Consider the following 26,423-nt stretch of genomic DNA (forward strand, 5'->3'; position numbering starts at 1 on the left):
TGCACATGGAATCCAACGTTTCAATTTTTCTGAATCACTTTGTTTGGGCACCATACTTCGAAGAGGGTGGGCGCCAACTGGGCCTGGGTCTTGAGGAGATTGGCGATGAGCTGATGTTGATGGAGGCGTTTCCGAGGCCAAGCTTCGCCGAGAGCAGCCTTGCATGGCGCGGCAGGTTGATCCACCGCTTGATGCAGCAACTGCCCTGGCAAACCCATGGCAGTGCTTTGTGGGTGGACGGCGACCCCGTGCTGCGCCATCGCCAGTGGGGTGGCCCAGGCTTCGAGCTGCGGGTTCCCGCCAACCGGCTGGACGAGGTGATGCGTGTGCTGATGCCCCTGGTGCGGCAGCTTCGCGCACAGGTGATGGTGCCATCGCGTCGGTTCTGGTTCACGTATTGGAACAATGTCAGTCCGGGCGCAGAACCCCAGCTTCAGGACTGGGATCCCGCTTGGCAGACCCCCCCCATGAAGGACAAAGCGCGGCGCTCCCTTGTGATCGCGGGCCTGAAGTCCCGGCTGGAGCCGTTGGGCTTTGCGTTTGAAGAAGGGCCAGAGGCGTCATTTTGGTTCACGAGACCGCTGAGGCCTGGTGGGGGTTACCAGATAGTTCGTGCCGATGTTGGCTTTCGGTTGCAACTGAAAGTCACCAGCGCACGTTACCTCCGGGTTCAACAGCAACGCGGGGGGGGGCTGGAGAATCCCACATTGAATGGGCGCAGCCCGGTGGGTGTGGTGGTATTGCAGGACATGGAGCGGGTCAGCACGTATCCGTTTGACACCATTGCCTACGAAGAGGACGCCGCCTGGTACTTTGAGGAGTTTGAGCGCCTGTTCTTGCCCGCCCTGGAGCACCTGCACACCGCCCGGGATTTGTACGACTGGTACTGGGACGAGCGCTGGAAGCCATACAACAGCGAGCAGGGGGGCATGTACAGCCTCTATGCCGCCCGGTACCTGCCGGACGCAGGGTTTCTGCCCATCGTTGACCAGTTTTTGGTGGACGTGCCCAAGGGTCCCATGAATGAGTTTGCGCAGTTCATGCGCACCCAGCCTATGTTCTCGGACGAATTGCTATGAACAGGCCGCAGTCCGTCGGCACGGCGACGTATCGGGTGTTGTGAAACTTGGCAGCGTAGGCGCGGCTACCGCGTCAACGACATGAACAACTGCGGCAGCCGCTCGGGCAGGCGCTGCACGTTTTCGATCACGGTGTGGCGTCCGCCGAAGATGTCGCCCACGTAGGCATCGGCCTTCGGGTCAAGGCTGATGCAGTGGGTGTAGATGCCGTCCTGGCCGAGTTCGCGCACGGCTTCGCGCGCGTCTTCGATCAGCGTGCGCTCGTCGGGCGTGTCGATGTCGCTGGGCTGGCCGTCGGTGAGGATGAGCAGCAGCTTCTTGTCGGTCTGGCGCGCGCCCAGGTAGTGGCCGGCGTGGCGCAGGGCCGCACCCATGCGGGTGGACCAGCCCGCTTCGATGCCCGCCAGGCGGCCCTTCACGTCCTCATCAAAACCTTCGTCGAAGCCCTTGATGTGCTGGTAGCGCACGTCGTGCCGGGTGTTGGAGTGAAAGCCAGCGATGGCGAAGGGATCTCCGAGTTGTTCGATGGCCCAGGCCAGCAGGGTGACGGCTTCGCGGCTGAGGTCGAGCACGGTCTGCCGGCTCCCACCCGAAGGCCCCGATGACACCGGCTCGTTGAGTGACTGCGACAGGTCGAGCAGCAGCAGCACGGCGATGTCGCGCCCGTCGGTGCGGTGGCTCATGTTGATGCGCGGGTCGGGCGCGGCGCCGCTCTGGAAGTCGACCCAGGAACGGATCGCCACGTCCAGGTCGAGCTCGCTGCCCTCTTCCTGAAAGCGGATGCGCTGCTTGTCCTGCGGTTTGAGCAGATCGAGCAGGCGCTTGAGCTGCTTGGCCAGCCCGGCGTGGCGCGCGAGGATGGCGTGGATCTGTGCCGGGTTGCCGCTCGGTTGCAGGCGCTCGTACAGGCTTACCCAGTCGGGCCGCCAGGTCTGGCTCTGGTGGTCCCACTCGGGGTAGTGGCGCGGCGGCAGGCCGGCCACGTCGGGCGGCGTGTCGCTCTGGCGCGGTGGCTCGAAGCTCTCTTCTTCGTCACCGGCCTCGATGTAGATCCAGAGGTGGCGGTTGTCGTCGCGGTAGTCCACCTCGGTGTCGGTGAAAAGCACGTTGGGCTGCTGGTCGCTCTGGCGGCGGATGCGTGCCACGCACGAGAGCGCGAGGCTGGCCATCTCTTGTGTGCTCGATGGGCCGGTGGCCAGCGCCTGGTGGAAGCGCTGGCGGAAATGAAGCAGGTCCGGGTCGGTGTAGCCGTGTTGCGGGTCGAGCAGGGCGCGCGAGAGCATGGCCAGGCGGTGGCGCAGGCACGAGTGCGTGGCCGGGTCGCAGGCGCCCTCCGTCGGGCGCGGGTGCAGGCGCAGCAGCGTGCCGCGCAGGCCGGGGTATTCGCGCAGCAGCAGGGTGTCGATGCGCGCGTCTTCAAACGTCTCCACCGCCAGGCGCTGGAACGGGCTCCAGTTGTCGGCCACTTGCGGCTGACTCCAGCGCCGGTGACCGGCCATGTGGGCGAGCGCGGCGCGGTAGCGGTCGATGCCACGCACGCCGGCGCGGTCGTCGTACACGTCGGGCAGGCGCATGCCCAGGTGGTCGACATACGGGCGCAGTTGCGCCGAGGCATCCGGCACGCTGTCGCCGCCCAGCTGGGCGGTCGCGTAGGGCACGAGCAGCGCCTGCTGTTGCCACAGCGCCTGCAGGTACAGATCAAGCGCGCGGCTGTGGTCGGCCAGCAGGGTGCCGCGGCGCTCGCGCTGCAGCACGGCCTTGGCGTCGGCGCTGCGCAGGCCGAAGTAGTCGCGCTGATGGTCGGGGTGGTGCTGATGGTTGCGGATGCCGTACTCCACCCAGCGCTGCAGCCCGCCCACGCTGAGCAAGCCCAGCAGTTGGGGCGCGCGCTCGAAGAACAGCGGCAGGCCCGGGCTGGCAAAGGTCTTGTGGTGGCCGTGGATGGAGCCGGTGGTGCGCTCCATGAAGTCGAGCGAGAGGCTGAGGTAACGCTGGAACGGCTCGCGCGAGGACAGCGCCCCCCACCCCGGCTGCGCCAGCTCCCCAGGGGGCGCGCCGTCGTTCTTGGGGCGGCCCGGCGAGCGGCTCAGACGCCGCGCCACCGCAGCCAGGCTCTGCAGGAACGGCGTGATGGCTTTGCCGTTGGGCGATTTGTAGAGGGTGTGGATGGCGGCGGCGATGGCGGGCAAGGCGTCTTCCCCCAGCGAGCGCGCGACCTGCGGCCACTCGGCCAGAAAGATCAACATGGGCTCCACGCCACGGCCCAGCTTGCCGAGCGTTCGCGCGTAGTCGATGTAGGCGTCCAGCCCCTCGGGGCTGAGCACGCGCACCGCATCGACCAGGCAGGCCTCGAACACCGGGTCCACCTCGGGGAAACGCGTGTCGAGCCGGGCGCGCCACGCGGGCAGGCGCTCCAGGAAGCTCGCGGTTTCGGTGGCGGTCATCGCGTCGGGTGGGGTGGGCGCCGTGTCGTGGCGGGCTCAGACCGGCACGGTCTCGAACACGGCGTCGATCGCGTGGTCCAGCGTCTCGCGGATGTCGGCGTCGTCGGTGATCGGCCGCACCAGCGCCATGCGGCAGGCGTCGCGCGGCGCCACGCCGCCCTGCATGAGCGTGGCGGCGTAGACCATGAGGCGGGTGGAGATGCCTTCGACCAGGCCGTGGCCCTTGAGGTTGCGCGCGGCGACGGCGATCTTCACCAGCCGTTCGGCCAGCGCCACGTCGATGCCGGTTTCGCTGGCGACGATGCGCGCTTCCTGCCCGGGCGGCGGGTAGTCAAAATCGAAGGCGGCGAAGCGCTGCTTGGTGGAGGGCTTCAGGTCCTTCATGAGGTTCTGGTAGCCGGGGTTGTAGGAGATGACGAGCTGGAAGTCGGGGTGGGCGCGCACCTGCTCGCCTTTTTTGTCCAGCGGCAGGGTGCGGCGGTGGTCGGTCAGCGGGTGGATCACGACGGTGGTGTCCTGGCGCGCCTCGACGATTTCGTCGAGGTAGCAGATGGCGCCGATGCGCGCGGCGTGGGTGAGCGGGCCGTCGAGCCAGCGTGTGCCGCCGGCTTCGAGCAGGTAGCGGCCGACGAGGTCGGACGCGGTCATGTCTTCGTTGCAGGCGACGGTGATGAGCGGGCGGTCGAGTTTCCAGGCCATGTATTCGACGAAGCGCGATTTGCCGCAGCCGGTGGGGCCTTTGAGCATGACCGGCAGGCGCGCGTCGTAGGCGGCTTCGTACAGTGCAACCTCGTTGCTCTGCGGCTGGTAGTAGGGTTCTTGGTCGATGCGGTAGTCGGTGGTCATCTCTTGTCTCCGATTGACTGGGGCCTTGCTGGGCTCCGTGATGAAGGCACTTCGCTCCGCGTTTGGAGCACTGGGCATCCAACTACGCTCATGTCCCCCGGTCCGGGCTGCGCCCGGCCCTCCTCCTTTACTTCGCTGCGTCGGACACCCAGCGCTCCAAACGCATGCACCCGGGCTCCAATCTGTCCTTTGCACGCCCATGCTGCTTCGGGATTGGGGCCGATGGGTGTACTGCAAAGCGAGGTAAAGGAGGAGGCGGCGGAACGCCGCCGGGGGACACGAGCGTCGCAGTGCGCCCAGCGGCCCCAATCCCGAAGCAGCCACCGCCCGAAGGCAGCGAAGGCAACGAAAGCAGCAGGTATTACCTGTGAGTCCCCAGCTTCTCGCGCCAGCCGGGATAGAGCTTGTCCGCATCCCCCGGAAACGATGCAAAGGCCCGGGCGAATTCCTGGTGGTCCTTGGCGAACTCGATCGGGTCTGCGCCCGATTTCCAGCACTCGTAGGACTGGCGCAGCGAGATCGCGCCGGCGGCCGGCGAATCGATGTGGCCGTAGGAGCCGCCGCCCGAGGTGTTGATCACGTTGCCGTGGCCCAGGTTCTGGAAGAAACCCGGCAGACGCAGCGCGTTCATGCCGCCCGAAATGATCGGCGTCGTGGGCTTCATGCCGTACCACTTCTGGAAGTAGATCGGCCCCTGGCACTCGTCGCGCTCGATCATGTAGGCGATCAGGCGGTCGTCGTTCTCGCCTTCCATCTTGCCGTAGCCCATGGTGCCCACGTGGATGCCCGAGGCGCCCTGCAAGCGGGAAATCTTCGCCAGCACGAAGGCCGTGTAACCGCGCTTGGCGCTCGGGCTGGTGATCATGCCGTGGCCCGCGCGGTGGTAGTGCAGGTATTGGCCGGGGTACTGGCGGCGCGCCGTGGTGATCATGCCCGGGCCGCCCACGAAACCGTCCACCAGGAAAGCCACCTTGTCGGCGTCGGCGCCGAAGGTCTCCAGGATGAAGTCGGCGCGGGCGCACATCTCGTAATGGTCGTCGGCCGTGATGTTGGCCGAGAACAGTTTGGCCTGGCCGGTTTCGTCCTGGGCGCGCTTCATCGCGTCGGCCACCAGCGGAATCGTCTTCTTCATCGGCGAAAACACCTGGTTGCCCTGGGGTTCGTCGTTCTTGATGAAGTCGCCACCGAGCCAGAACTGGTAGGCCGCCGCCGCGAAGGGCTCGGGGCGCAGGCCCAGCTTGGGTTTGATGATGGTGCCGGCGATGTAGCCGCCGTCTTTCACCGGGCGGCCCAGGATGCGCCACAGGTCGGAGATGTCCTTGCTCGGGCCGTCGAACAGCTGGATCGCACGCTCGGGCATGTAGAAGTCGTGGATCTTGGCGTGCTGGATGTCGCCCATGCCCTGGTTGTTGCCGATCACCAGCGTGAGGAACGAGACGATCATCATGCGGCCGTCGGTCACGTTGCGGTCGAACAGATCCATCGGGTAGGCGATGCGCATGTCCTCCGTGGCCTCGTCGATGTAATACACCAGCGCGTCCAGGCCCTTGGTGAAATCGTCGGTGGTGCTCACTTCGACGTTGGTGCCGGTGGACGATTCGGCGGCAAAGTGGGCCGCGGCCTCCAGGTAGCCGTGGCCGGCCTTGGGCTTCATCTTGTAGGCCACGAGGATGTGTTGTCCGCCGGCGATCAGGTCGGCTTCTCTGAGGCTCAGGTCGGCGTAGCGGTTGCTCTGGTCCATGGGACTCTCCATAAGGGGCTGTTGATGGAGGTGATTGTTGGCCCGCAGACGAATAAGTAAAAGTAAAATGTTTAGACTGTTACGGTAGAGTTTTATCAATCAACAGATGAGGCACACCATGCAACTGCGCCACGCCACCCTGCACCAGCTGCGCATCTTTCACGCGGTGGCGCGCCACGGCAGTTTCGCGCGCGCCGCCGAGGCGCTGCACCTGTCGCCGCCCACACTGTCGTTGCAGGTCAAGCAGTTGTCGGAAACCGTGGGCCAGCCGCTGTTCGAGCAGTTGGGCAAGAAGATCTTTCTCACCGCCGCCGGCCAGACCCTGGCCGACGCCTGCCACGACATCGAGACCCGCATGGAGCGCCTGTCGGAAGACCTGGCCGCGCTGCAGGGCGTGGAGCGCGGCAGCCTGAAGCTGGCGATCCTCACGACCGTGAAATACACCGTGCCCAAGCTGCTGGGCGGCTTCTGCGCGGCGCACCCCGGCATCGAAGTGGCGATGCTGGTGGGCAACCGCGAAAACCTGCTGCAGCGCCTGGCCGCCAACCAGGACGACCTCTACATCATGGGCCAGCCGCCCGAGAGCATGGACGTGGTGAGCGAGAACTTCGCCGACAACCCGCTGGTGCTGGTGGCGCCGCCCGACCACCCGCTGGTGGGCCAGAAGAAGATCGCGCCCAAGCGGCTCGCCAGCGAGCCCTTCATCCTGCGCGAGCCGGGTTCGGGCACGCGGCTGACCGCCGAAAAGTTCTTCGCCAGCCAGGGTGTGACGCTGAAGAACCGGCTCGAAGTGGGCAGCAACGAAGCCATCAAGCAGACCGTGGCCGGCGGCCTGGGCCTGGCGGTGCTCTCCAGCACCACGGTGGTGTCCGAACTCGCGCTGGGCGAGCTGGTGATGCTGGACGTGGTGGGCTTCCCGCTGATCCGCCGCTGGCACGTGGTCTACCCGCGTGGCAAGCGGCTGTCGGCCGCGGCGCTGGCGTTCAAGGACTGGCTGTTCGAGCACCGGCCCGTGGGCCCCGCCCAGCCCACCGCCTGAGCCGGCCCGGGCGCCCGCTCAGCGGGCCTCTTCGGCCAGCGTTTCCTCGTCTTCGGGCAGGCGCGAGATCAGCACCTGGTCGATGCGCCGGCCGTCGAGCACCAGCACCTCGAAACGCCAGCCCACGCAGTCCACGTGCTGGTGCTGCTCCAGCAGATCGCCTTGCACGGTCTGCATCAGGCCGGCCACGGTGTTGTAGCGGCCCTTGTCCTCGTCGGGCAGTTCCCCGATGTCCAGCCGCGCCTTGAGCTCGGCCACCGGCATGGCGCCATCGACCAGCCAGGCGCCGTCTTCGCGCTGCGTGGCCCAGGCGTTCGTGGCCGCGTGGGGCGAGAGTTCGCCGGTGATCGCTTCGAGCATGTCCAGCGGGGTCAGCAGGCCCTGCACCACGCCGTATTCGTCCACCACGAACACCATGCGCGTGGAGCGTTCGCGGAACTGCTCCAGCAGCTCCATGCCGCTGAGCGTTTCGGGCACGAACACGGCCGGCTGCACGTGGCGCATCAGCACCTCGTTGTGGCCTTCGGCCTGCAGCGCCAGCATGCGCGGCAGGTGAATCACCCCCACCACGTCCTCCAGCCCGCCGCGGCACACCGGGTACCAGGAATGGCCGGTGATCCAGGCCTTCTGCACCGCCTCGTTGATCGTGTCCTGGGCGTTGAGCCACTGGATCTCGGAGTGCGGCACCATGATCGAGGTGAGCTGGCGGTCGTCGAGCTGGAACACGTTGCGCACCATCTGGTGCTCGTGCTCTTCGATGATGCCGGCGTCCACGCCCTCTTCCAGGCTGGCGTTGATTTCTTCCTCGGTCACGTGCTGGACCGCGTTGGTGTCGATGCGCAGCAGCTTCAAGGTGCCCTGCGTGGTCACCGACAGCAGCAGCACGAACGGACGCGCGATGCGCGCCACCCAGGCCATGGGCCGCGAGACCCAGCGCGAAACGGTTTCGGGGTAGAGCTGGCCGATGCGCTTGGGCACCAGTTCACCGAACACGATGGTGATGAAGGTGATGACCACCACCACCACGGCGGTGGCGGTGATGCTGGCCGTGGTGCTGGCCATGCCCAGGCCGGTCAGCCCCTCGGCCAGGCCATCGCTGAAGGCCGCCTCGCCCACGATGCCGTTGAGCATGCCGATGGAGGTGATGCCGACCTGCACCGACGACAGGAACCGGGTCGGGTCCTCCAGCAGCTTCAAGGCGGTCTGCGCGCCCTTGTCACCGGACTCCGCCATCGCCGCCAGACGCGCCTTTTTGCTGGAAGCCAGCGCCAGCTCGGACATGGCGAAAGCGCCATTGAGCAGCGTGAGGAAAACAATGATGAGGATGTCCATAATCGGCGAATGGCACTTTACATGATCGGTGACGTGCAGGGCTGTGACGACGCCCTGGGCCGTCTGCTCGACGAAATCGGTTTTTCACCCAGCCGCGACACGCTGTACCTGCTGGGGGACCTGGTCAACCGCGGGCCCGGGTCGCTGGCCGTGGTGCGCCGGCTGATGGCGCTCGAAGGCTCGGCGCATTGCCTGCTGGGCAACCACGACCTGCACCTGCTCGCGGTCGCGCACGGCGTGCGCAAACCCCACCGCAGCGACACCGTGGGCGACGTGCTGCACGCGCCCGACCGCGACGCCCTGCTCGACTGGCTGCGGGCGCGGCCCATGGCGCTGTTCGAACACGGCTGGCTGATGGTGCACGCCGGTGTGCTGCCCCAGTGGGACATGGCGCAGACGCTGGCGCTGGCGCAGGAACTGCAGTCGGTGCTGCGCAGCCCGGACTGGGCGGTGTTTCTCAAGGACATGTATGGCAACCGGCCCGACCGCTGGAGCGACGCGCTGCAGGGCCCCGAGCGCCTGCGTGTGATCGTCAACGCGCTCACGCGCCTGCGCTTCTGCACGGCGCAGGGGGCGATGGAGTTCGACACCAAGGACAGCGCGGACAGCGCCCCCGCGGGCTTCATGCCCTGGTTCGACGTGCCCGGACGGCGCACGGCCGGCGTGCCGATGGCGTTCGGCCACTGGTCCACGCTGGGCACGGTGCGGCGCGACGATCTGCTGCCACTGGACACGGGCTGTGTGTGGGGCGGTTGTCTCACGGCCGCGCGCATGCTCGATGCAGCGGGCCGCGTCGAGCGCATCGCCGTGCGCTGCGCCCAGGCGCGCAAACCCGGCAAAGATTGAAACACCGACGCGAGAGACAGCCTCTCAGTTGTCCGGCGTGGGGGCCGGGGCGCTCTTGAACAGCGCCGGCACTTTCTTGCGGGTCTTGATGTTGGGCGAACCGCTGCGCACCGCGGGCCGTTGCGACACTTCCCACGACGGCGGGGCGTCGCTGGGCGCGCTGGGCTCGTAGGGCTTGTCGAACAACGGATCGGCCGGGGCGCGTGGAGCGCGCACGGGGCGGCCGGCCGAGGCCGAGCGGCCGTCCGCTTCGTAGCGGCTGCCAGACCGGGGTTCGCGCGGCGGGCGGCTGCCGCGGCGCGCTTCCTCGCCTTCGGGCTGCTGCCAGGCGCGCTGGCCGTCGTTGAAGCGGCCGGCCGGGCGGCGGTCGGCTTCGAGTTCCAGCGCTTCGAGCTCCAGCTTCTTGCCCAGCAGCTTTTCCAGATCGCCCATCAGGCGCGCGTCGCGCCCGCTGACGAAGGACACCGCCAGACCCGAGGCGCCGGCGCGGCCGGTGCGGCCGATGCGGTGCACATAGTCTTCGGCGTTGAACGGGATGTCGAAGTTGAACACCGCCGGCACGTCCTTGATGTCCAGGCCGCGCGCGGCCACATCGGTGCACACCAGCAGATCGACCACGCCGCTCTTGAAGGCTTCGAGCGCCTTCAGGCGTTCGTCCTGGCTCTTGTCGCCGTGCAGGGCCGTGGTGTTCAGGCCCTCGCGCTCCAGCGAACGCGCCAGACGCGCACAGCCGAGCTTGCTGTTGACGAACACAAAGGCCTGCTTGAGGCCACGTTCGCGCAGGATCTGCTTGAGCATGCCGCGCTTGTCGTCGTCGTCGACCCGGTAAAAGTGTTGCTCGACGGTGGAGGCGGTGGCGTTGGAGCGCGCCACTTCGATCGTCACCGGGTCCTGCAGGTAGCTGTTGGCCAGCCGCTTGATCTCGGTCGAGAAGGTGGCCGAGAACAGCAGCGTGGTGCGCTGCTTGGGCAAATACGAAAGGATGCGCTGCAGATCGGGCAGGAAGCCGATGTCGAGCATGCGGTCGGCCTCGTCGAGCACCACGTACTCGACCTGGTTCAACACGCAGTTCTTGGCCTCGATGTGGTCCAGCAGACGCCCCGGCGTGGCCACCAGCACCTCGACACCTTTTTTCAGCTCGGCGGTCTGCGGCTTCATGTCCATGCCGCCGAACACCACGGTGCTGCGCAGGTTGGTGTACTTGGCGTAGAGCTTGACCTGCTCGGCCACCTGGTCGGCCAGCTCGCGCGTGGGCAGCAGCACCAGCGCGCGCACCGGGTGGCGCGCGGGCGAGGTGGAGGTGTTGTCGTGCTTCATCATGCGCTGCAGCAGCGGCAGGGTGAAAGCGGCCGTCTTGCCGGTGCCGGTCTGGGCCGCGCCCATCACGTCACGTCCCTGCAGCACCACGGGAATGGCCTGCGCCTGGATCGGCGTCATGTTCTCGTAGCCCATTTCGGCCACGGCTCGCTCCAGCGAGGGTGAGAGGGAGAGTTGGGAAAAGGATTGCGTCATTGCGGTACAGGTAAGGGCCCCCGACCCTGGCGGAGCCAGGCCCCCAAGGGGTGCCGTCGTTCTTGGGGCGGCCCGGCGGACGGCTCGATAGCCGGGTATTGTCTCACTTTGACCGCTTTTCACCCAAGCGCCGCGCCGCGGTGGCGCGCGGGGGCCTCAGATCTGGCGCGCGCTGAAGGTATCGCAGTCCTTGACGCGGCCGCTCTCCAGCCCCTTGTGGAACCAGCGCTGGCGCTGTTCGCTGGTGCCGTGGGTGAAGCTGTCGGGCACGACCTGCCCCTGGCTGCGGCGCTGCAGGGCGTCGTCGCCGATCGCGGCGGCCGCGTTCAGCGCCTCCTCCACGTCGCCCGGTTCCAGAATGGCCTTGCTCCGGTGGTTGTGGTTGGCCCAGATGCCGGCAAAACAGTCGGCCTGCAATTCCAGCCGCACGGACAGCGCGTTGTATTCGCGCTGGCTGACGCGCCCGCGCGCCTGCTCCATCTTGTCGGTGGTGCCGAGCAGGTTCTGCACGTGGTGGCCGACCTCGTGGGCGATCACATAGGCCTGGGCAAAGTCACCGGGCGCGCCGAGCTGGCTGCGCAGCGTGTCGTAGAAGCCCAGATCGATGTAGACCTTCTGATCGCCCGGGCAATAGAACGGCCCCATGGCCGACTGCCCGGTGCCGCAGGCCGTGGCCATCGAGCCCTGAAACAGCACGAGCGTGGGTTTGTGGTATTCGGCGCCGCCCTGGCGGAACACTTCGCCCCACGCGTCTTCCGTGCCGCCCAGCACGCCCCTCACGAACCGGCCCATGTCGTCGGTGGGCAGACTCGCCGGCGTGGAGGCCGGCTCCACCTGCGCACTGGGGGCCAGTTCACCGGTACCGCCCAGGAAGCCGAGGATGGTCATCGGGTTGATGCCGAAGATCCAGCCGGCGATCAGCGCCACCACGATGGTGCCCAGGCCGATGTTCCGTCCGCCGGTGCGGCGGCCGCCACCACCACCGAACATGCCGCCCCCCGATGAGGAGCGGCGGTCTTCCACCTGGTCCGACTGGCGGTTGTTTTCCCATTTCATGGCGGATTCTCCTCGGGCCTGGCGACACAGCCAGACCCATTATGCAAAGCCCCCAACAAAAAACGCTGCCGTGGGGCAGCGCTTGTGTGGCGAGCGGTGCGAAGGTTTCAGGTCTTGGGCAGCGTCACGCCAACCTGGCCCTGGTACTTGCCGCCGCGGTCCTTGTAGCTGGTCTCGCAGACGTCGTCCTTGTCGCTCTCGAAGAACAACACCTGGGCGCAGCCCTCGCCCGCATAGATCTTGGCCGGCAGCGGTGTGGTGTTGCTGAACTCCAGCGTCACATAACCTTCCCACTCGGGCTCGAAGGGCGTCACGTTGACGATGATGCCGCAGCGCGCGTAGGTGCTCTTGCCCAGGCAGATGGTGAGCACGTTGCGCGGGATGCGGAAGTACTCGATGGTGCGCGCCAGCGCGAAGCTGTTGGGCGGGATGATGCAGACGTCCTTGTTGATGTCCACAAAGCTGTTTTCGTCGAAGTTCTTCGGGTCCACCACGGTGCTGTGGATGTTGGTGAAGACCTTGAATTCGGGCGCGCAGCGGATGTCGTAGCCGTAGCTGCTGGTGCCGTAGCTCACGATCTTGTGGCCGGCGGCGTCCTGGCGGATCTGGCCCGGCTCGAAGGGATCGATCATGCCGTGCTGTTCGGCCATGCGGCGGATCCATTTGTCGCTTTTGATGCTCATGCGTGCGTGCTCCGGGCGGTGTTGTTGCGTCCGATTGTAGGCACCCGCCCATACCGCACCGGGCGCGCCGCCCCACCGCGGCCGCCCATTGACCCTGTTGCCATTCATGTAATTTCAGAACTTCCTGAAAATTCAGACACAGCCACCTAGACTCCGGGCCATGCCGCTGCAAGACCACCTTCCCCCGCTGAACCGCGAATTCGTTGCCCACTTTGGCGAGATGGGCAGCAAATGGGGCATCAACCGCACCGTGGGCCAGATCTACGCGCTGATCTTCATCTCGCCCCGGGCGCTCAACGCCGACGAGATCGCCGAGCAGTTGGAGTTCTCGCGCTCCAACGTCAGCATGGGCCTGAAAGAGCTCCAGTCCTGGCGCCTGGTGCGGCTGCGCCACCAGCCCGGTGACCGGCGCGAGTATTTCGAAGCACCCGCCGATGTGTGGGAGATCTTCCGCGTGCTGGCCGAAGAGCGGCGCCGCCGCGAAATCGAGCCGACGCTGTCGATGCTGCGCACGGCCCTGCTGGAGACGCCCTCGACCGACGCGGAGCGCCACGCCCAGGCCCGCATGCGCGACATGCACGACCTGATCGACCGGCTCATGACCTGGTTTGACGACGTGCAGAAGCTCGCCCCCGAGACCGCCCTGCAGCTCATGGGCATGGGCGCCACCGTGACCCGCGTGCTCGAACTCAAGGACCGGTTCACCGGCAAGGGCGCCACCCGATCGGCCCGCCCCGACAAGCTGTCCGACGCCGCCTGACAGCCCGTTTCCCCACGCCCCCACCCACCTGGAAGCCCCATGGACGCCTTGATCCTGTCGCGCATGCAGTTCGCGGCCAACATCAGTTTCCACATCCTGTTCCCCACCATCACCATCGCGTTGTGCTGGTTCCTGCTGTTTTTCCGGCTGCGCTTCATCCAGACCCGCGACCCGGCCTGGGAGGAGGCGTATTACTTCTGGACCAAGGTGTTCGCGCTCAGCTTCGCGCTGGGCGTGGTCTCGGGCATCGTGATGAGCTTCCAGTTCGGCACCAACTGGCCGGGCTTCATGGAGAAGACCGGCAATATCTCGGGCCCGCTGCTGGGCTACGAGGTGCTGACCGCGTTTTTCCTGGAGGCCAGCTTCCTGGGCATCATGCTGTTTGGCCGGGGCCGGGTGTCCGAGCGCGTGCACCTGGCCGCCACCGCCTTGGTGGCGCTGGGCACCACGCTGTCGGCGTTCTGGATCCTCAGCCTCAACTCCTGGCTGCAGACGCCCGCGGGCTTCGAGATCGTCAACGGCCAGTTCATCCCTACCGACTGGTGGGCGGTGGTGTTCAACCCCTCGTTCCCCTACCGCTTCGCGCACAAGCTGCTGGCCTCGGCGCTGACCGCCTCGTTCCTGATCGCGGGCCTGTGCGCCTGGCAACTGCTCAAGGGCAGCGCCACGGCCGGCACCCACAAGGCCATGCGCACGGCCATCGTGGCGGCCGCGGTGGCCATGCCGCTGCAGTTCCTGGCCGGCGACCTGCACGGACTCAACACCCTGGAGCACCAGCCGGCCAAGATCGCCGCCATGGAAGGCATTTGGGACACTGAGAAGGGCGCGCCGCTCACGCTCTTCGGCATCCCCGACGAAGCCGCGGGCACCACCCGCCACGCGCTCAAGATCCCCCGGCTGGCCAGCCTGGTGCTCAGGCACGACCTCGATGGCGAGGTCCAGGGCATCCACGACTTCAAGGATGCGCACCCACCGGTGGCGCCGGTGTTCTGGGGCTTTCGCGTGATGGTGGGTGTGGGCAGCCTGATGCTGGTGGTGGCCTGGTTCAGCGCCTGGCGGCTCTGGCGCCAGCGCCGCCAGGGCGCGGCAGAAGACCACCACCCGTGGCCCCGGCCCTGGCTCTGGGTGCTCGCGGGCATGACGTTTTCGGGCTGGCTGGCCACGCTCTCGGGCTGGTACGTGACCGAGATCGGCCGCCAGCCCTTCATGGTCTACGGCCTGCTGCGCACCAGCGAGCTGGCCACCCACACGGCGCCGCCCATGATCGCGCTCACCCTCACCGCCTACCTGGTGGTCTACGGCCTGCTGCTGGTCACCTACGTGGGCGTGCTCAAGTACATGGCGGAGCACCCCGTCCAGCACGCGCCCTCCCCCACCCACGGCGCCGAACTCGGCAAGGCCGGCGTCTGACACCCCTTCGGAGAATCCCATGGACACAAGCTGGGCCCACCTGCTGCCGCTGATCTTTCTGGCCGTGATGGGCCTGGCCCTGCTGGCCTACGTGGTGCTCGACGGCTACGACCTCGGCGTGGGCCTGCTGCTGCCGCTGGCCGACGACGCGCAGAAGGACATCATGATCGCCAGCATCGGCCCGTTCTGGGACGCCAACGAGACCTGGCTGGTGCTGGGCGTGGGCGTGTTGCTGGTGGCGTTCCCGTTCGCCCATGGCCTGGTGCTGCAGGCGCTGTACCTGCCAGTGGCCCTGATGCTGATCGGGCTGATCCTGCGCGGTGTGGCGTTCGACTTCCGCGTGAAGGCGCCGCTGGTCTGGAAGCCGTTCTGGAACCGGGCCTTCTTCGGCGGCTCGCTGCTGGCCAGCGCGGCCCAGGGCTGGATGCTGGGCAGCTACATCACCGGTTTCGACAACGGGCCGCTCGGGCTGGGTTTCAGCCTGGGCATCGCGCTCACGCTGCCCGCCGCCTACGTGCTGCTGGGCGCGGGCTGGCTGATCATGAAGACCGAAGGCGCCTTGCAGGAGCGTGCAGTGCACTGGGCACGGCGCGTGCTGTGGCCCGTGGGCGCGGCCCTGGTGGCCATCTCGGCCGCCACGCCGCTGGTGAACCCGGCGGTGGTGGACAAGTGGTTCGGCGTGCCCGAGGTGTTCGCGCTGATGCCGATCCCACTGAGCTGTGCCGTGGCCTTTTTTGCGGTGCGCTGGGTGGTGACACACCCGGGCATGGTGAAAGCGGGCCATGGCTGGGTGGTGTTCGTGGCCACGGTGCTGATCTTCGTGCTGGCCTTCTTCGGGCTGGCCTACAGCATCTTTCCGGACATCGTGATCGGCCGCATGACGGTGTGGGAAGCGGCGATCGGCACCGGGTCGCTCACGGTGGTGTTCATCGGGGTGGCGATCACGCTGCCGGTGATCGTGGTCTACACCGCTTTCATGTACCGCGTGTTCTGGGGCAAGGCGCGGGCGCTCACGTACAACTGACGTTTTGGCGCACACCGCTGAAAGCGAAAAGACCGGCAACCAGGAGAAATCTGCTCTAATAATTTTGAAAAGAATTCCGTCGACTCCCCGGAGGACCCGCGATGAAGATTCCGCAAAACCGTCGCATCCTGCTGGTTGACGACATGCCCGCCATCCATGAGGATTTTCGAAAAATCCTCATGCCCCAAGCGCTGGAACATGGGGAACTCAGCGCTGTGGAGGCGGCCCTGTTTGGCGATGATGCCCAAGCGCCCGACCTGACCGCCTTTGAACTCGATTCGGCCTACCAGGGGCAGGAAGGGCTGTCAAAAATAGAGGCGTCCCTCCAGGAAAACCGGCCGTACGCCATGGCCTTCGTGGACATGCGCATGCCGCCGGGGTGGGATGGCGTGCAAACCATTGAACATCTGTGGCGCAGCGACCCGCGCTTGCAGGTGGTCATTTGCACGGCCTATGCCGACAGTTCGTGGGACGACATCTTGGCGCGACTGGAGGTGCGCGACCGGCTGCTCATCCTGAAAAAGCCCTTTGATGCGATTGAGGTCTTCCAACTGGCCACGGCGCTCACCACCAAATGGCAAATGACACACGATGCCGCGGCGCAACGCACGCGTTTGGAGGACGCGGTACAGGAACGCACCCGTGAGCTGCGCACCGTCAATGAAGCTTTGCAAAACGAGATCGGCGAGCGCAAGCACCTGGAAGGGCAACTGGTCCAGTCGGAGAAACTGGCCTCCATCGGCCAACTGGCCGCCGGTGTTGCGCATGAGATCAACAACCCGATTGGCTATATCTTTTCAAACTTCGGCACGTTGGAAGGCTATATCGAGCAATTGTTTGAGTTGCTCACAGCCTACGAAGATGCCGAGTGCAGCATTCCCACACCCGACGTGGCCGAGCACCTGCGGGCCCTGCGCGAACGCGTGGAACTGGATTTCCTGAAAGAAGACATTCCCGTGCTCATGCGGGAATCCAAGCAAGGCATCGTGCGGGTGCGTCAGATCGTTCAGGATCTGAAGGATTTTTCCCGCGTGGACTCCAAGCAGGAATGGGAATGGGCCGATTTGCACAAGGGCATCGACTCGACGCTGAACATCGTGGCCAGCGAAATCAAGTACAAGGCCGATCTGGTGAAGGAGTACGGCGCCATTCCCAGCATCGAATGCCTGGCGTCCCAGATCAACCAGGTGGTCATGAACCTGGTGGTCAACGCGGCCCATGCCATGGGCGATACGCGTGGATGCATCACCATTCGCACGGGAACCGAAGGGGAACACGTGTGGCTGGAGGTGGCCGACACCGGCTCAGGCATACCGCCCGAAACGCTCAAACGCATTTTCGAGCCCTTCTTCACCACCAAACCCATTGGCAAAGGCACGGGGCTGGGGCTGTCGCTGTCTTACGGCATCGTGCAAAAACACAATGGACGGATTGACGTGGACAGTGTGGTCGATCAAGGCACCACATTCCGCGTCACGCTGCCCATTCGACAGGCCCCCACGTAAGCCGGGGCCATGGTCCGATCTGTGTAGGCCGTTTCATGCAAGGCGCCCCCATGAAGACACGATCCATTGAAGACAACGACCATGTTCCAGAGACGGAGGCTCTGGCGGACACGCCTCGGATCAACGAGCAGGATCTGTTGAGCACGTTGATGGAAAACTCGCCGGACTCCATCTTCTTCAAGGATCTGGAATCGCGCCTGGTCAAGGCCAGCCGTTCGGAAATTCAGAACCTCCGGCGGCTGGCGATCAGCCGCTACCGTGCCGCGCATCCGGCCATCGGTGAAGAGGCCCTCCCGCCCCATCTGGCCAGCGAGGACGCTTTTGAAACATATGTGATCGGTAAAACCGATGCGGATATCTATGGCGAAGACCGGGCGGGTGAATTCAGCAACGATGAAAAAGAGATCATCCGGACCGGGAAACCCATTGTCGAGAAGAGCGAAAAAACCGTTCACCCGGACGGGCGTGTCGTCTGGTACCTCACCACCAAAGGCCCCTGGAGAGACCGGAACGGCAACCTGATCGGGACCTTTGGAACCTCGAAAAACATTTCCGAACTGAAGGAAGCGGAGCGACGAATCGAGGAGGTTCGGGCCCAGCTGCTCACCACGGCGCGCCTGGCGGGCATGGCCGAGATCGCCACCAACGTGTTGCACAACGTGGGCAACGTGCTCAACAGCGTCAACGTGTCGGCCGACCTGATGGCCGCCCAGTTGCGGGCATCCAAACTCAAGGGGCTCACGCGCGCCGTCGGCTTGATGGATGCACATGCCGAGGATCTGGGTGGGTTCCTGACGCAGGACCCCAAAGGCAAGCTGCTGCCCACCTATCTGCGCGAACTGGCCCGGGCGCTGGAGGTCGAGCACGAAGCCATGGCGACGGAACTCGGTGCACTGTGCAGCAGTGTCGACCACATCAAACAGGTCATCGCCACCCAGCAGTCCTACGCGGGCGCACCGCGTATGGTCGAGTCCGCCCATGTGGACGAGCTGCTGGACGACGCGCTGCGCATGCACGCGGATGCGCTGACACGCCACAAAGTGGACGTTGACAAAGGCCACGTGACTTTGCCCGCTCTCCTGCTGGATCGGCATCGTGTGTTGCAGGTGCTGGTGAACCTGATCAGCAACGCCAAGCAGGCCTTGCACGGCGTCTCAGACAGGCGGCCGCTCATCACACTGAGTGCTGTTTTGCTGGAAGGTGTGGAAGGGGCCGTGCTGCGCATCACCGTGACGGACAACGGAGAAGGCATCGCGCCGGAGAATCTGACGCGCGTTTTCTCCCACGGTTTCACCACACGCAAGAACGGGCATGGCTTTGGTCTGCACAGTTGCGTGCTGGCCGCCCAGGAAATGGGGGGCAGCCTGCACGTCCACAGCGACGGCCCCGGACAAGGGGCATCGTTCATCCTGGAGATTCCCGTCGCGCCCGCGCACGCTCATTGAACGCGAACGGGTCTGCCAAAGACAGGCCCTGGCGGCATGCCGCCATCAGTGCGGGGCCCGCGCTCTACAGGGCCTGGGAAATGACGGTTCGCTCGACCACCCGGTCGTCGCCCAACACGATCAGCGCAAACAACAGCTCGTCCAGGCTGTTCGCCTGATCGGTCTTGCGCGCCAGCAGCGGTGTGGCCTTGGGGTTGAGCACCACGAAGTCGGCCTCGCTGCCGGGCCGCAGGTTGCCCACCACACCGCCCAGGCCCAGCGCCTGCGCCGCGCCCGCGGTGTGTTGCCACCAGAGCTGGCCTGGGCTGAGGCTCATGCCGGTCTTGGTGTGGCCTTCGCGGCCCACGTAGTAGGCCGCGAGCATGGTGTGGAACGGCGAGAAGCTGGTGCCGCCGCCCACGTCGCTGGCGAGGCCGTGGCGCATGCCGGCAGCCTCGGCCGCGGCGAAGTCGAAGAAGCCGCTGCCCAGAAACAGGTTGCTGGTGGGGCTCACGGCCGCGGCCGCACCGGTCTGTGCCATGAGCGCGCGGTCGGCCGCGTCGAAGTGGATGCAGTGGGCGTAGACGGCGCGCTCGCGCAGCAGGCCGTGGTCGCCGTACACGCCCAGGTAGCTGCGTGCGTGCGGGAACAGTTCGGCCACCCAGCGCACTTCGTCGAGGTTTTCCGCCACGTGCGACTGGATCCACACCTGCGGGTACTTCGCGGCCAGTTCGCCCGCGCCGCGCAACTGCTCGGGCGAGCTGGTGGGCGCGAAACGGGGCGTGATCGCGTAGCCCAGCCGGTCCACGCCGTGCCAGCGCTGGATCAGCGCCTCGGTGTCGATCAGGCTCTGTTCGGTGTCGTCGCGCACGCCGTCGGGGCTGTGGCGGTCCTGCAGCACCTTGCCAGTGATGAAGCGCAGCCCGCGCTGGTGCGCCTGCTCGAAGATGGCGTTGACCGAGGCGGGGTGCGAGGTGGCGAAGCTCAGCGCGGTGGTCACGCCGTGGCGCTGCAGTTCGTCCAGAAAAAAACCCGCCACTTCGCTGGCGTGGGCCCCATCGGAAAAACGGGATTCGTGCGGAAAGGTGTAGTTCGTCAGCCAGGGCAGCAGCCCGTCGGCCGGCGCGCCGATCACGTCGAGCTGTGGGTAGTGGATGTGCAGGTCCACAAAGCCGGGGGCGATGAGGCGCCCGCGCAGGTCTTCCACCGGCACGCCCGCGAACGCGTCAGCCAGCGACCGGTGGTCGCCCACGGCCCGCACCACATGCCGGCCGCTGGCGTCCGGCCCCGTCACCAGCAGCCCGTCTTCGTCGTAGATCGGGCTGTGGTCGTCGGAAAAACGGAGGATGGCGGCGCGGTAGGCTTGCATGGACGCTAGCTTACCGGGCTCCAGCGCCGCCGGCATACCGCCAGGCCCATAAGGCCCATGCGGATGCCGGGCCGCGGCGCTCCTTCAGCGGACCATCAGCGCGCCAGCTTGCCCAGCACGCCCTCGACCAGCCAGTTCATGTTCAGGATGTCCGGGTCGCCCAGCGTCTTGCCCGCCGGGATCACCACCCGGCCTTCGTTGTCGCGCACGTCCCCGTGGCTGGCGGCGAAGGCGTGCAGCCTGCCGGCGGCCATGTCGGCCTGGCGCGCCGTCACTTCCTCGCGCACGGCGGCGGGCACCTTGCTGCCGTAGGCGTCGACGCGGATCATGCCGTCCTTCACGCCACCCCAGACGCTGCCGCTCTTCCAGCTGCCATCGAGCGCGGCCTTGACGCGGTGCGTGTAGTACTCGCCCCAGAGGTGGGTGACGGCGGCGATCTGCGCGTCGGGCGCGAACTTGCGCATGTCGGAGTGGTAGGCCACGGCGAGCTTGCCGCGCTCCTGTGCCGCGCTCATGACGGCGGTGGAACCGGTGTGGAAGGCCAGCACCTCGGCGCCCTGGTTCATGAGCGTCATGGCGGCGTCGCGCTCGCGCGGCGGGTTGAACCACTCGCCGAGGAACACCACGCGCACCGTGGCCGCCGGATTCACCGAGCGCATGCCGAGCGTGAAGGCGTTGATGCCCTGCACCACCTCGGGGATCGGAAAGCCGGCGACGTAGCCGGCCTGCGTGGCCATGCGCCCCGCGGCCACGCCGGCCAGGTAGCGGCCCTCGTAGTACCGCGCGTTGGCCGTGGCCACGTTGGGCGCGGTCTTGTAGCCGGTGATCGACTCGAACTTCACGTCCGGGAACTCGCGCGCCACCTTCAGCGTGGGTTCCATGTAGCCGAAGCTGGGCGTGAAGATGATCTTGTGGCCCTGCTGAGCGAGGTCGCGGATCACGCGTTCGGCGTCCGGGCCCTCGGGCACGTTCTCGACAAAACGGGTTTCCACCCGGCTGCCCAGAGCGGCCTGCACCGCCAGGCGCCCCTGCTCGTGCTGACGCACCCAGCCGGCCTCGGTGAGCGGCGCCACGTACACGAAGGCCGCCTTCAGCGGCGCCTGGGCGGGCGTCTGGGCGTGGGTTGAAAAAGGGATGAAAAAACTGGCGGCCGCCAGGACGCAGACGCGCCGGGCCACGAGGTTTTTGTACATGGTGTTCCTCTACATGGCTTCCGAAGGACAAAAAAAGCGAGCCGGGGAAGCACCGGCTCGCAGACTGGAATTCTACCCGCCGGGCCCGTCCCAGGCACCGGCTTGTGCCGTTGATGACATTGAAACATACCATTTGGTATGGTATGTTTCGCCATCCAAAAACCATTGAACCGGAGGTTTTCATGTGGGCATACCGACGTGGTGGCTGGCTGCTCGTGGCCATTGGCGTGATCCATTGTGCGATCGGCCTGCTGCTCAGCTGGGGCATCGTGGCGGCGTGGAGCGATGCCGGCTGGTGGCACAGCATTGAGCGCCCGGGCGTGATGCACATGGACCGGTTCGCCGCTCTGTGGTTTCAGGTGGCGGGCGTTTCCTGGGTGTTGCTGGGCTGGCTGACGCAGCAATGGCTGGACCGCCTGGGCACCGCACCGGCCTCGCTGGGCTGGGCGCTGTTGGTCATGGGCCTGCTCGTGGCCTACGTGCTGCCCGTCTCGGGCGCCTGGCTGTTTGTCGCGCTGGGCCTGCGCATGGCCTGGCCGCCCCGCCAGCTCCGCCGCGTCGCCTGAAACATGGCCGCCCCCCTCACCCGCAACGACTGGCTGGAAAAAGGCCTGCATCTGCTCGGCGATGGCGGTCCGCAGCAACTCCGGATCGACACCCTGTGCAACGCACTGGGCGTGACCAAGGGGTCGTTCTATCACCACTTCGCCAGTCAGCCCGCCTACGTGAGCGCCCTGCTCGTCCACTGGAAAAACACCTACACGCAGCAGCTCATTGACGCGGTGGCCGCGTTCGACGACCCGCGCTTGCGCAGCGAGCGCCTGAGCCAGTTGGTGTTCAGCAAGGACATGAGGCCCGAAGTGGCCTTGCGGGCGTGGGGCAACAGCCATGCCGAGGTGGCCGCCACGGTGCAGGCCGTTGACGCCCAGCGCATCGCCTACCTGACGGACCTCGCCCAAGGCATGGGGGTGGCTCCGGCCCAGGCCCGTTTGATCGCCAGGATGGGCTACGCGCAACTGATCGGCATCCAGCACCTGCCGACCCTGGTCACGCCCGAGGACGCGATGCAGATGGATCACACCCTGTGCATGCTGCTGCTCCCGACCCAGGGGACGCCGCCGTGACCGCTCCGGCATGGGCCGCTGGCCTGGACTTTCTGGCCGCTGCCTTGCACATCGCCATCATCGTCGGCGGCCCGGCCTGGTACCGGTTCTTTGGCGCGGGGGAGCGGATGGCGCGGCGGGCCGGGCAGGGCCACCCCGGGCCCGCGTTGCTCACAGCGGGTATCGCATTGGCGCTGGCAGGCTTCGGGCTCTACACGCTGTCGCTGGGCGGGTGCTGCGAAGCACTGCCCTGGCGCCGCGAGGTGGTGTGGGGGATTGCCGGGGTTTATGCCGCTCGCGCCGCCGTGGTGTTGGGGCTGGCGCCCTGGATGGCGACGATGCGCACCCCTTTCATGCTGGGTTCATCGCTGATCTGCGGCCTGTACGCGGTTGCCCATTTCTGGGCACTGCGCGCCACCGCCTAGCAGCCGCGCACAGCGCAGCGGGGGTGGCCCGTTCAGGCCAGCGCCGCTTGTCCTATCGACCGGTCCAGCGCGTCGAGCAAGGCGGCACGCTCGGCGTCGCTCACAAAGCTCGCCTCGAAACTGTTTTTCGCCAGCGTGACCACCTCGGCCTCGGTCAGTGCGAGCGCGCGCACGGTCTGCTCGAAGTTGTCGTTCAGGTAGCCGCCGAAATAGGCCGGGTCGTCGGAGTTGACGGTGGCGCACAGGCCCGCGTCGAGCAACTGCTTCATGGGATGGTCGGCCAGATCGTCCACCACACAGAGCTTCAGGTTGGACAGCGGGCACACCGTGAGCGGCGTGCGGCGCTTCGCCAGCTCGGCCACCAGCACCGGGTCTTCCAGGCAACGCACGCCGTGGTCGATGCGCTCGGCCTGCAGCAGCTCCAGCGCCTCCCAGATGTACTCGGGAGGGCCCTCTTCGCCCGCATGCGCCACGATGCGCAGGCCCAGCTCGCGGCAGCGCGCGAAGACGTGGATGAACTTCTCGGGCGGGTGGTCGACCTCGCTCGAATCCAGGCCCACGCCGATGAAGTGCTCGCGGTAGGGCAAGGCGGCTTCGAGCGTGGCGGCGGCGTCCTCTTCGCTCAGGTGGCGCAGGAAACACAGGATCAACGAGGCGCTGATGCCCAGCTGCGACCGGGCATCGGCGCAGGCGCGTGAGAGGCCCTGGATCACCGTGCCCATGGGCACGCCGCGCGCGGTGTGGGTCTGCGGGTCGAAGAACAGCTCGGCGTGGATCACGTGGTCGGCCTTGGCCCGCAGGAAGTAGGCCCAGGCCATGTCGTAGAAGTCGGCTTCCTTCAGCAACACGCTGGCGCCCGCGTAGTAGATGTCCAGAAAGCTCTGCAGGTCGGTGAAGGCGTAGGCCGCGCGCAGCGCCTCCACGCTGGCGTAGGGCAGCACGACCCCGTTGCGCTGGGCCAGGGCGAAGATGAGTTCGGGCTCCAGCGAGCCTTCGATGTGGATGTGCAGCTCGGCCTTGGGAATGGCACGCGCCAGGGCCACGGCGCGTTCAACGGCGGGGTTTTTCATGGCTTTGACTCCTAGCGAGGGAAATAAAAAGGGTATCAGTTTTCCATGGCGCCGGAGCGCCGAACGGTCCAAGCCCTGGGCACCGCAGGGCGCTCCCTTGAGAGGGGGTGGCGCGAAGCGCGGCGGGGGTGGTTCCTCTCAGCACACGCCCAGCGTCACACCCAGGCGCGCGAGGTAGCGGCGGTAGGCGCTGGACATGCGGTCGGCCGGGCTGTGCACCTCGGCGATGGGGCCGTCCCGGCCAATCGGCAGGGCGTGCGGCAGTTGCGATTCCACGACCGGGCGGTCCTGGGCGAACACCGCGTCCTGGAAGGCGCGCAATTCTTCGTCGTCCGACAGATCGCCCAGGGTGGCCATGGCAAACCAGGCGGTGCACGAGCCGGTGGTGTCGGGCCGGATGAACAGCGCGATCGCGTTGCTCACCGGATCGCCCACGCTGCCGTCCTTGCGCAGGATGGCGGCGAACGGGTGCGGCACGGCGTAGTGGTAGGCGACCCAGCCGCCCTCGCTGGCGCCGGCGTAGGCGCGCGGTTGCCAGGCGCGGCAATCGTCGGCCACCAGGCCGTCGGCCCCCTCCTGCACCTTGCCGGTCTCCACCTGTGCGTGGCTGCGCGCGCCCAGCCAGCCTTCGTGCACGAAACCGAAATGGCTCAAGTCCAGGAAGTTCTCCACCAGGCGCGGCGCGCCGGTGTTCACGTCGTAAGGCCCGCAGAGCACCTGGCGCCACAGCGGATCGCTCCAGGGCTCGAACACGGGCGGCTCGGCCAGCGCGGCGGGCACCTCGGCGCGGTCGGGGCGCTCCAGCCGCACCCACACGAGGCCATGGCGTTCGGTGGCTTCGAACACCGTGGCGCAATGGGACGCGGGCGGCTCGAAAGCCGGCGCGGCCGGCACATGCACACAGCGCCCGCTGGCCACCTGCGCCTGCGCGGCCGCCGCATCGCCGCCGAACTGCCAGCCGTGGTACGGGCACTCCAGCCGCGCGCCGTGCAGGTGGTTGAGCACCCGGCCGAGCGAGAGGCGTGCGCCGCGGTGCGGGCAGCGGTCGACCCAGGCATGCACCGCCCCTGGCGCACCGTCGTGGCCCGGCTCGCGCCACAGCACCAGCGCCTCCCCCAACAGGATGCACGACACCGGCGTGTCACGCACCTGGTTGGACGCGATCACGGGGTGCCAGAGCTGGTTTTCGATCATCGAATCTCCTCAAGCAAAAAAGCCGCTGCGGGTGCAGCGGCTTGGACCGAGGGCCCCGCAGGTCAGGCGGAGAGGCCACCCCGATTCGGAGCGAACGGCCTTCCCAAGGATGCGGTGGAGCCGGCTCCGCCGGTCCACTCGCATCGCCCCCTTGAGGGGGTCGCGCCTGCGGCGCGGCGGGGGTGGGTCAGTTCGGCACCTTGCCTTCAACACCCTTGACAAAGAACTTCACGCCGCCCAGGAAGGCGTCGTCGGCGACCGTGTCCTTGGCCAGCACTTCCTTGCCGCTCTGGTCCACGATCGGGCCTTTCCAGATGGCAAAGCTGCCGTCCTTCAGGCCGGCCTTGACGGCGTCGATCTTGGCCTTGGTTTCGGCCGGCACGTCTTCGGCGATGGACACCATGTCGATCGCGCCTTCCTTGTGGCCCCACCACACGCCACCGGTGGTCCAGGTGCCTTCCAGCGCGTCCTTGGTGGCCTTGATGTAGTACGGCGCCCAGTTGATCACGGCCGAGCCCAGATGGGCCTTGGGGCCGTAGGCGGTCATGTCGGAATCCCAGCCGAAGGCGCGTTTGCCCAGCTTTTCGGCGGTCTGCAACACGGCCGAGGAGTCGGTGTTCTGCATCAGCACGTCGGCGCCGCCATTGATCAGCGAGGTGGCGGCTTCGGTCTCCTTCGGTGGGTCGAACCAGCCGTTGACCCAGACCACCTTGGTCTTGATCTTGGGGTTGACCGACTGCGCACCCAGCGTGAAGCTGTTGATGTTTCGGATCACCTCGGGAATTGGGATCGAGGCCACCACGCCCAGGGTGTTGGTCTTGGTCATGCTGCCCGCGATCACGCCGGCCATGTAGGCGCCTTCGTAGGTGCGGCTGTCGTAGGTGCGCAGGTTCTCGGCCGTCTTGTAGCCAGTGGCATGTTCGAACTTCACGTCCTTGAAATCGGGCGCCACCTTGAGCATGGGCTCCATGTAGCCGAAGGTGGTGCCGAAGATCAGCTTGTTGCCCTGGCCGGCCAGGTCACGCAGCACGCGCTCGGCGTCGGCGCTCTCGGGCACGTTTTCCACGAAGCTGGTCACCACCTTGTCGCCGAACTCGGCCTCGACCGCCTTACGGCCGTTGTCGTGGGCAAAGGTCCAGCCGCCGTCGCCCACCGGGCCGACGTAGGCGAACGCGATCTTCAGCGGCTCGGCCTTGGGCGCCTCGACCGCGGCGGGTGCAGGGGCCGGCGCGGGCGCCGCCTCTTCCTTCTTGCCGCAGCCGATCAGCACGGCGCTGGCCACCGCGGTCAAAGCGGCGAGCTTCATCAGGGAACGTTTGCTCAGGTCAGTCATGGAAACCTCTTTGTTGGGAGAGTTGGTGGTAACGG

General features: G+C 66.7%; 23 protein-coding genes. 11 read left to right on the forward strand and 12 right to left on the reverse strand.

Annotated features, from left to right (window positions below; translation table 11 throughout):
- The first annotated feature begins 5 nt into the window (after nucleotides 1-5).
- Nucleotides 6-1,079: a hypothetical protein gene (locus AC07YZ_RS12900; protein WP_494795025.1), complete on the forward strand. Its 1,074-nt coding sequence runs from the start codon at nucleotides 6-8 to the stop codon at nucleotides 1,077-1,079.
- 65 nt (nucleotides 1,080-1,144) lie between these two features.
- Here AC07YZ_RS12900 and AC07YZ_RS12905 read toward each other — a convergent pair whose 3' ends face one another.
- The 3 genes from AC07YZ_RS12905 to AC07YZ_RS12915 form a co-directional block, all read right to left on the reverse strand.
- Entirely contained in the window at nucleotides 1,145-3,523 is a 2,379-nt protein-coding gene (locus AC07YZ_RS12905) for a nitric oxide reductase activation protein NorD (protein ID WP_494795026.1), read from the reverse strand.
- A 36-nt stretch (nucleotides 3,524-3,559) separates the two neighbouring features.
- Nucleotides 3,560-4,369 (reverse strand): CbbQ/NirQ/NorQ/GpvN family protein, encoded by an 810-nt coding sequence (locus AC07YZ_RS12910; protein ID WP_494795027.1) that lies wholly within the window; start codon nucleotides 4,367-4,369, stop codon nucleotides 3,560-3,562.
- A 361-nt stretch (nucleotides 4,370-4,730) separates the two neighbouring features.
- Nucleotides 4,731-6,110, reverse strand: a complete 1,380-nt coding sequence (locus AC07YZ_RS12915; RefSeq protein WP_494795028.1) for a ribulose-bisphosphate carboxylase — start codon at nucleotides 6,108-6,110, stop codon at nucleotides 4,731-4,733.
- 118 nt (nucleotides 6,111-6,228) lie between these two features.
- Here AC07YZ_RS12915 and AC07YZ_RS12920 point away from each other — a divergent pair, with 118 nt between their 5' ends.
- A complete protein-coding gene (locus AC07YZ_RS12920; protein ID WP_226492064.1) occupies nucleotides 6,229-7,149 on the forward strand; it encodes a LysR family transcriptional regulator in 921 nt (306 codons plus the stop codon).
- Nucleotides 7,150-7,167: 18 nt separating this feature from the next.
- On the opposite strand, the gene AC07YZ_RS12925 is transcribed toward AC07YZ_RS12920, so the two are convergent.
- A complete protein-coding gene (locus tag AC07YZ_RS12925) occupies nucleotides 7,168-8,481 on the reverse strand; it encodes a hemolysin family protein (protein ID WP_226492063.1) in 1,314 nt (437 codons plus the stop codon).
- 9 nt (nucleotides 8,482-8,490) lie between these two features.
- Between AC07YZ_RS12925 and AC07YZ_RS12930 the strand changes: the two genes are divergently transcribed.
- Nucleotides 8,491-9,327 carry a symmetrical bis(5'-nucleosyl)-tetraphosphatase gene (locus tag AC07YZ_RS12930; protein WP_494795029.1) on the forward strand — a complete coding sequence of 279 codons (837 nt, stop codon included), beginning with the start codon at nucleotides 8,491-8,493 and terminating at the stop codon, nucleotides 9,325-9,327.
- Nucleotides 9,328-9,351: 24 nt separating this feature from the next.
- Here AC07YZ_RS12930 and AC07YZ_RS12935 read toward each other — a convergent pair whose 3' ends face one another.
- The 3 genes from AC07YZ_RS12935 to dcd form a co-directional block, all read right to left on the reverse strand.
- On the reverse strand, nucleotides 9,352-10,839 hold the full coding sequence (locus AC07YZ_RS12935) for a DEAD/DEAH box helicase (RefSeq protein WP_494795030.1): 1,488 nt from the start codon (nucleotides 10,837-10,839) through the stop codon (nucleotides 9,352-9,354).
- 156 nt (nucleotides 10,840-10,995) lie between these two features.
- Nucleotides 10,996-11,895, reverse strand: a complete 900-nt coding sequence (gene ypfJ / locus AC07YZ_RS12940) for a KPN_02809 family neutral zinc metallopeptidase (RefSeq protein ID WP_494795031.1) — start codon at nucleotides 11,893-11,895, stop codon at nucleotides 10,996-10,998.
- A 107-nt stretch (nucleotides 11,896-12,002) separates the two neighbouring features.
- Nucleotides 12,003-12,578 carry a dCTP deaminase gene (gene dcd / locus AC07YZ_RS12945; protein WP_068172500.1) on the reverse strand — a complete coding sequence of 192 codons (576 nt, stop codon included), beginning with the start codon at nucleotides 12,576-12,578 and terminating at the stop codon, nucleotides 12,003-12,005.
- 160 nt (nucleotides 12,579-12,738) lie between these two features.
- Here dcd and AC07YZ_RS12950 point away from each other — a divergent pair, with 160 nt between their 5' ends.
- The 5 genes from AC07YZ_RS12950 to AC07YZ_RS12970 all read left to right on the forward strand — a co-directional run bounded on the left by AC07YZ_RS12950 (nucleotide 12,739) and on the right by AC07YZ_RS12970 (nucleotide 18,722).
- A complete protein-coding gene (locus AC07YZ_RS12950; RefSeq protein ID WP_494795032.1) occupies nucleotides 12,739-13,338 on the forward strand; it encodes a GbsR/MarR family transcriptional regulator in 600 nt (199 codons plus the stop codon).
- A gap of 39 nt (nucleotides 13,339-13,377) precedes the next feature.
- Nucleotides 13,378-14,748 carry a cytochrome ubiquinol oxidase subunit I gene (locus AC07YZ_RS12955; protein WP_494795033.1) on the forward strand — a complete coding sequence of 457 codons (1,371 nt, stop codon included), beginning with the start codon at nucleotides 13,378-13,380 and terminating at the stop codon, nucleotides 14,746-14,748.
- Nucleotides 14,749-14,767: 19 nt separating this feature from the next.
- The gene (locus AC07YZ_RS12960; protein ID WP_226492057.1) at nucleotides 14,768-15,772 is read left to right on the forward strand and encodes a cytochrome d ubiquinol oxidase subunit II; all 1,005 of its coding nucleotides are present in this window, start codon (nucleotides 14,768-14,770) and stop codon (nucleotides 15,770-15,772) included.
- A gap of 101 nt (nucleotides 15,773-15,873) precedes the next feature.
- Nucleotides 15,874-17,277, forward strand: coding sequence for an ATP-binding protein (locus tag AC07YZ_RS12965; RefSeq protein WP_494795034.1), 1,404 nt, complete (start codon nucleotides 15,874-15,876; stop codon nucleotides 17,275-17,277).
- A gap of 50 nt (nucleotides 17,278-17,327) precedes the next feature.
- A complete protein-coding gene (locus AC07YZ_RS12970) occupies nucleotides 17,328-18,722 on the forward strand; it encodes a PAS domain-containing sensor histidine kinase (protein ID WP_494795035.1) in 1,395 nt (464 codons plus the stop codon).
- 64 nt (nucleotides 18,723-18,786) lie between these two features.
- On the opposite strand, the gene guaD is transcribed toward AC07YZ_RS12970, so the two are convergent.
- Nucleotides 18,787-20,070 carry a guanine deaminase gene (guaD, locus tag AC07YZ_RS12975; protein WP_494795036.1) on the reverse strand — a complete coding sequence of 428 codons (1,284 nt, stop codon included), beginning with the start codon at nucleotides 20,068-20,070 and terminating at the stop codon, nucleotides 18,787-18,789.
- Nucleotides 20,071-20,165: 95 nt separating this feature from the next.
- A complete protein-coding gene (locus AC07YZ_RS12980; RefSeq protein WP_494795037.1) occupies nucleotides 20,166-21,263 on the reverse strand; it encodes a BMP family ABC transporter substrate-binding protein in 1,098 nt (365 codons plus the stop codon).
- 182 nt (nucleotides 21,264-21,445) lie between these two features.
- Between AC07YZ_RS12980 and AC07YZ_RS12985 the strand changes: the two genes are divergently transcribed.
- The 3 genes from AC07YZ_RS12985 to AC07YZ_RS12995 are packed head-to-tail and all read left to right on the forward strand — an operon-like array spanning nucleotide 21,446 to nucleotide 22,791.
- Nucleotides 21,446-21,829, forward strand: a complete 384-nt coding sequence (locus AC07YZ_RS12985; RefSeq protein WP_494795038.1) for a DUF6463 family protein — start codon at nucleotides 21,446-21,448, stop codon at nucleotides 21,827-21,829.
- A 3-nt stretch (nucleotides 21,830-21,832) separates the two neighbouring features.
- Nucleotides 21,833-22,387, forward strand: a complete 555-nt coding sequence (locus AC07YZ_RS12990) for a TetR/AcrR family transcriptional regulator (protein WP_494795039.1) — start codon at nucleotides 21,833-21,835, stop codon at nucleotides 22,385-22,387.
- The gene (locus AC07YZ_RS12995) at nucleotides 22,384-22,791 is read left to right on the forward strand and encodes a hypothetical protein (RefSeq protein WP_494795040.1); all 408 of its coding nucleotides are present in this window, start codon (nucleotides 22,384-22,386) and stop codon (nucleotides 22,789-22,791) included. The genes AC07YZ_RS12990 and AC07YZ_RS12995 overlap by 4 nt, the downstream gene beginning before the upstream one ends.
- A 32-nt stretch (nucleotides 22,792-22,823) precedes the next feature.
- Here AC07YZ_RS12995 and AC07YZ_RS13000 read toward each other — a convergent pair whose 3' ends face one another.
- The 3 genes from AC07YZ_RS13000 to AC07YZ_RS13010 form a co-directional block, all read right to left on the reverse strand.
- Nucleotides 22,824-23,861, reverse strand: coding sequence for an adenosine deaminase (locus AC07YZ_RS13000; RefSeq protein ID WP_494795041.1), 1,038 nt, complete (start codon nucleotides 23,859-23,861; stop codon nucleotides 22,824-22,826).
- Nucleotides 23,862-23,999: 138 nt separating this feature from the next.
- Nucleotides 24,000-25,055: a Rieske 2Fe-2S domain-containing protein gene (locus tag AC07YZ_RS13005; RefSeq protein ID WP_494795042.1), complete on the reverse strand. Its 1,056-nt coding sequence runs from the start codon at nucleotides 25,053-25,055 to the stop codon at nucleotides 24,000-24,002.
- 187 nt (nucleotides 25,056-25,242) lie between these two features.
- On the reverse strand, nucleotides 25,243-26,388 hold the full coding sequence (locus tag AC07YZ_RS13010; protein ID WP_068172474.1) for a BMP family ABC transporter substrate-binding protein: 1,146 nt from the start codon (nucleotides 26,386-26,388) through the stop codon (nucleotides 25,243-25,245).
- Nucleotides 26,389-26,423: the final 35 nt, after the last annotated feature.

This window comes from Hydrogenophaga sp. GW101-3F08 (assembly GCF_059424585.1).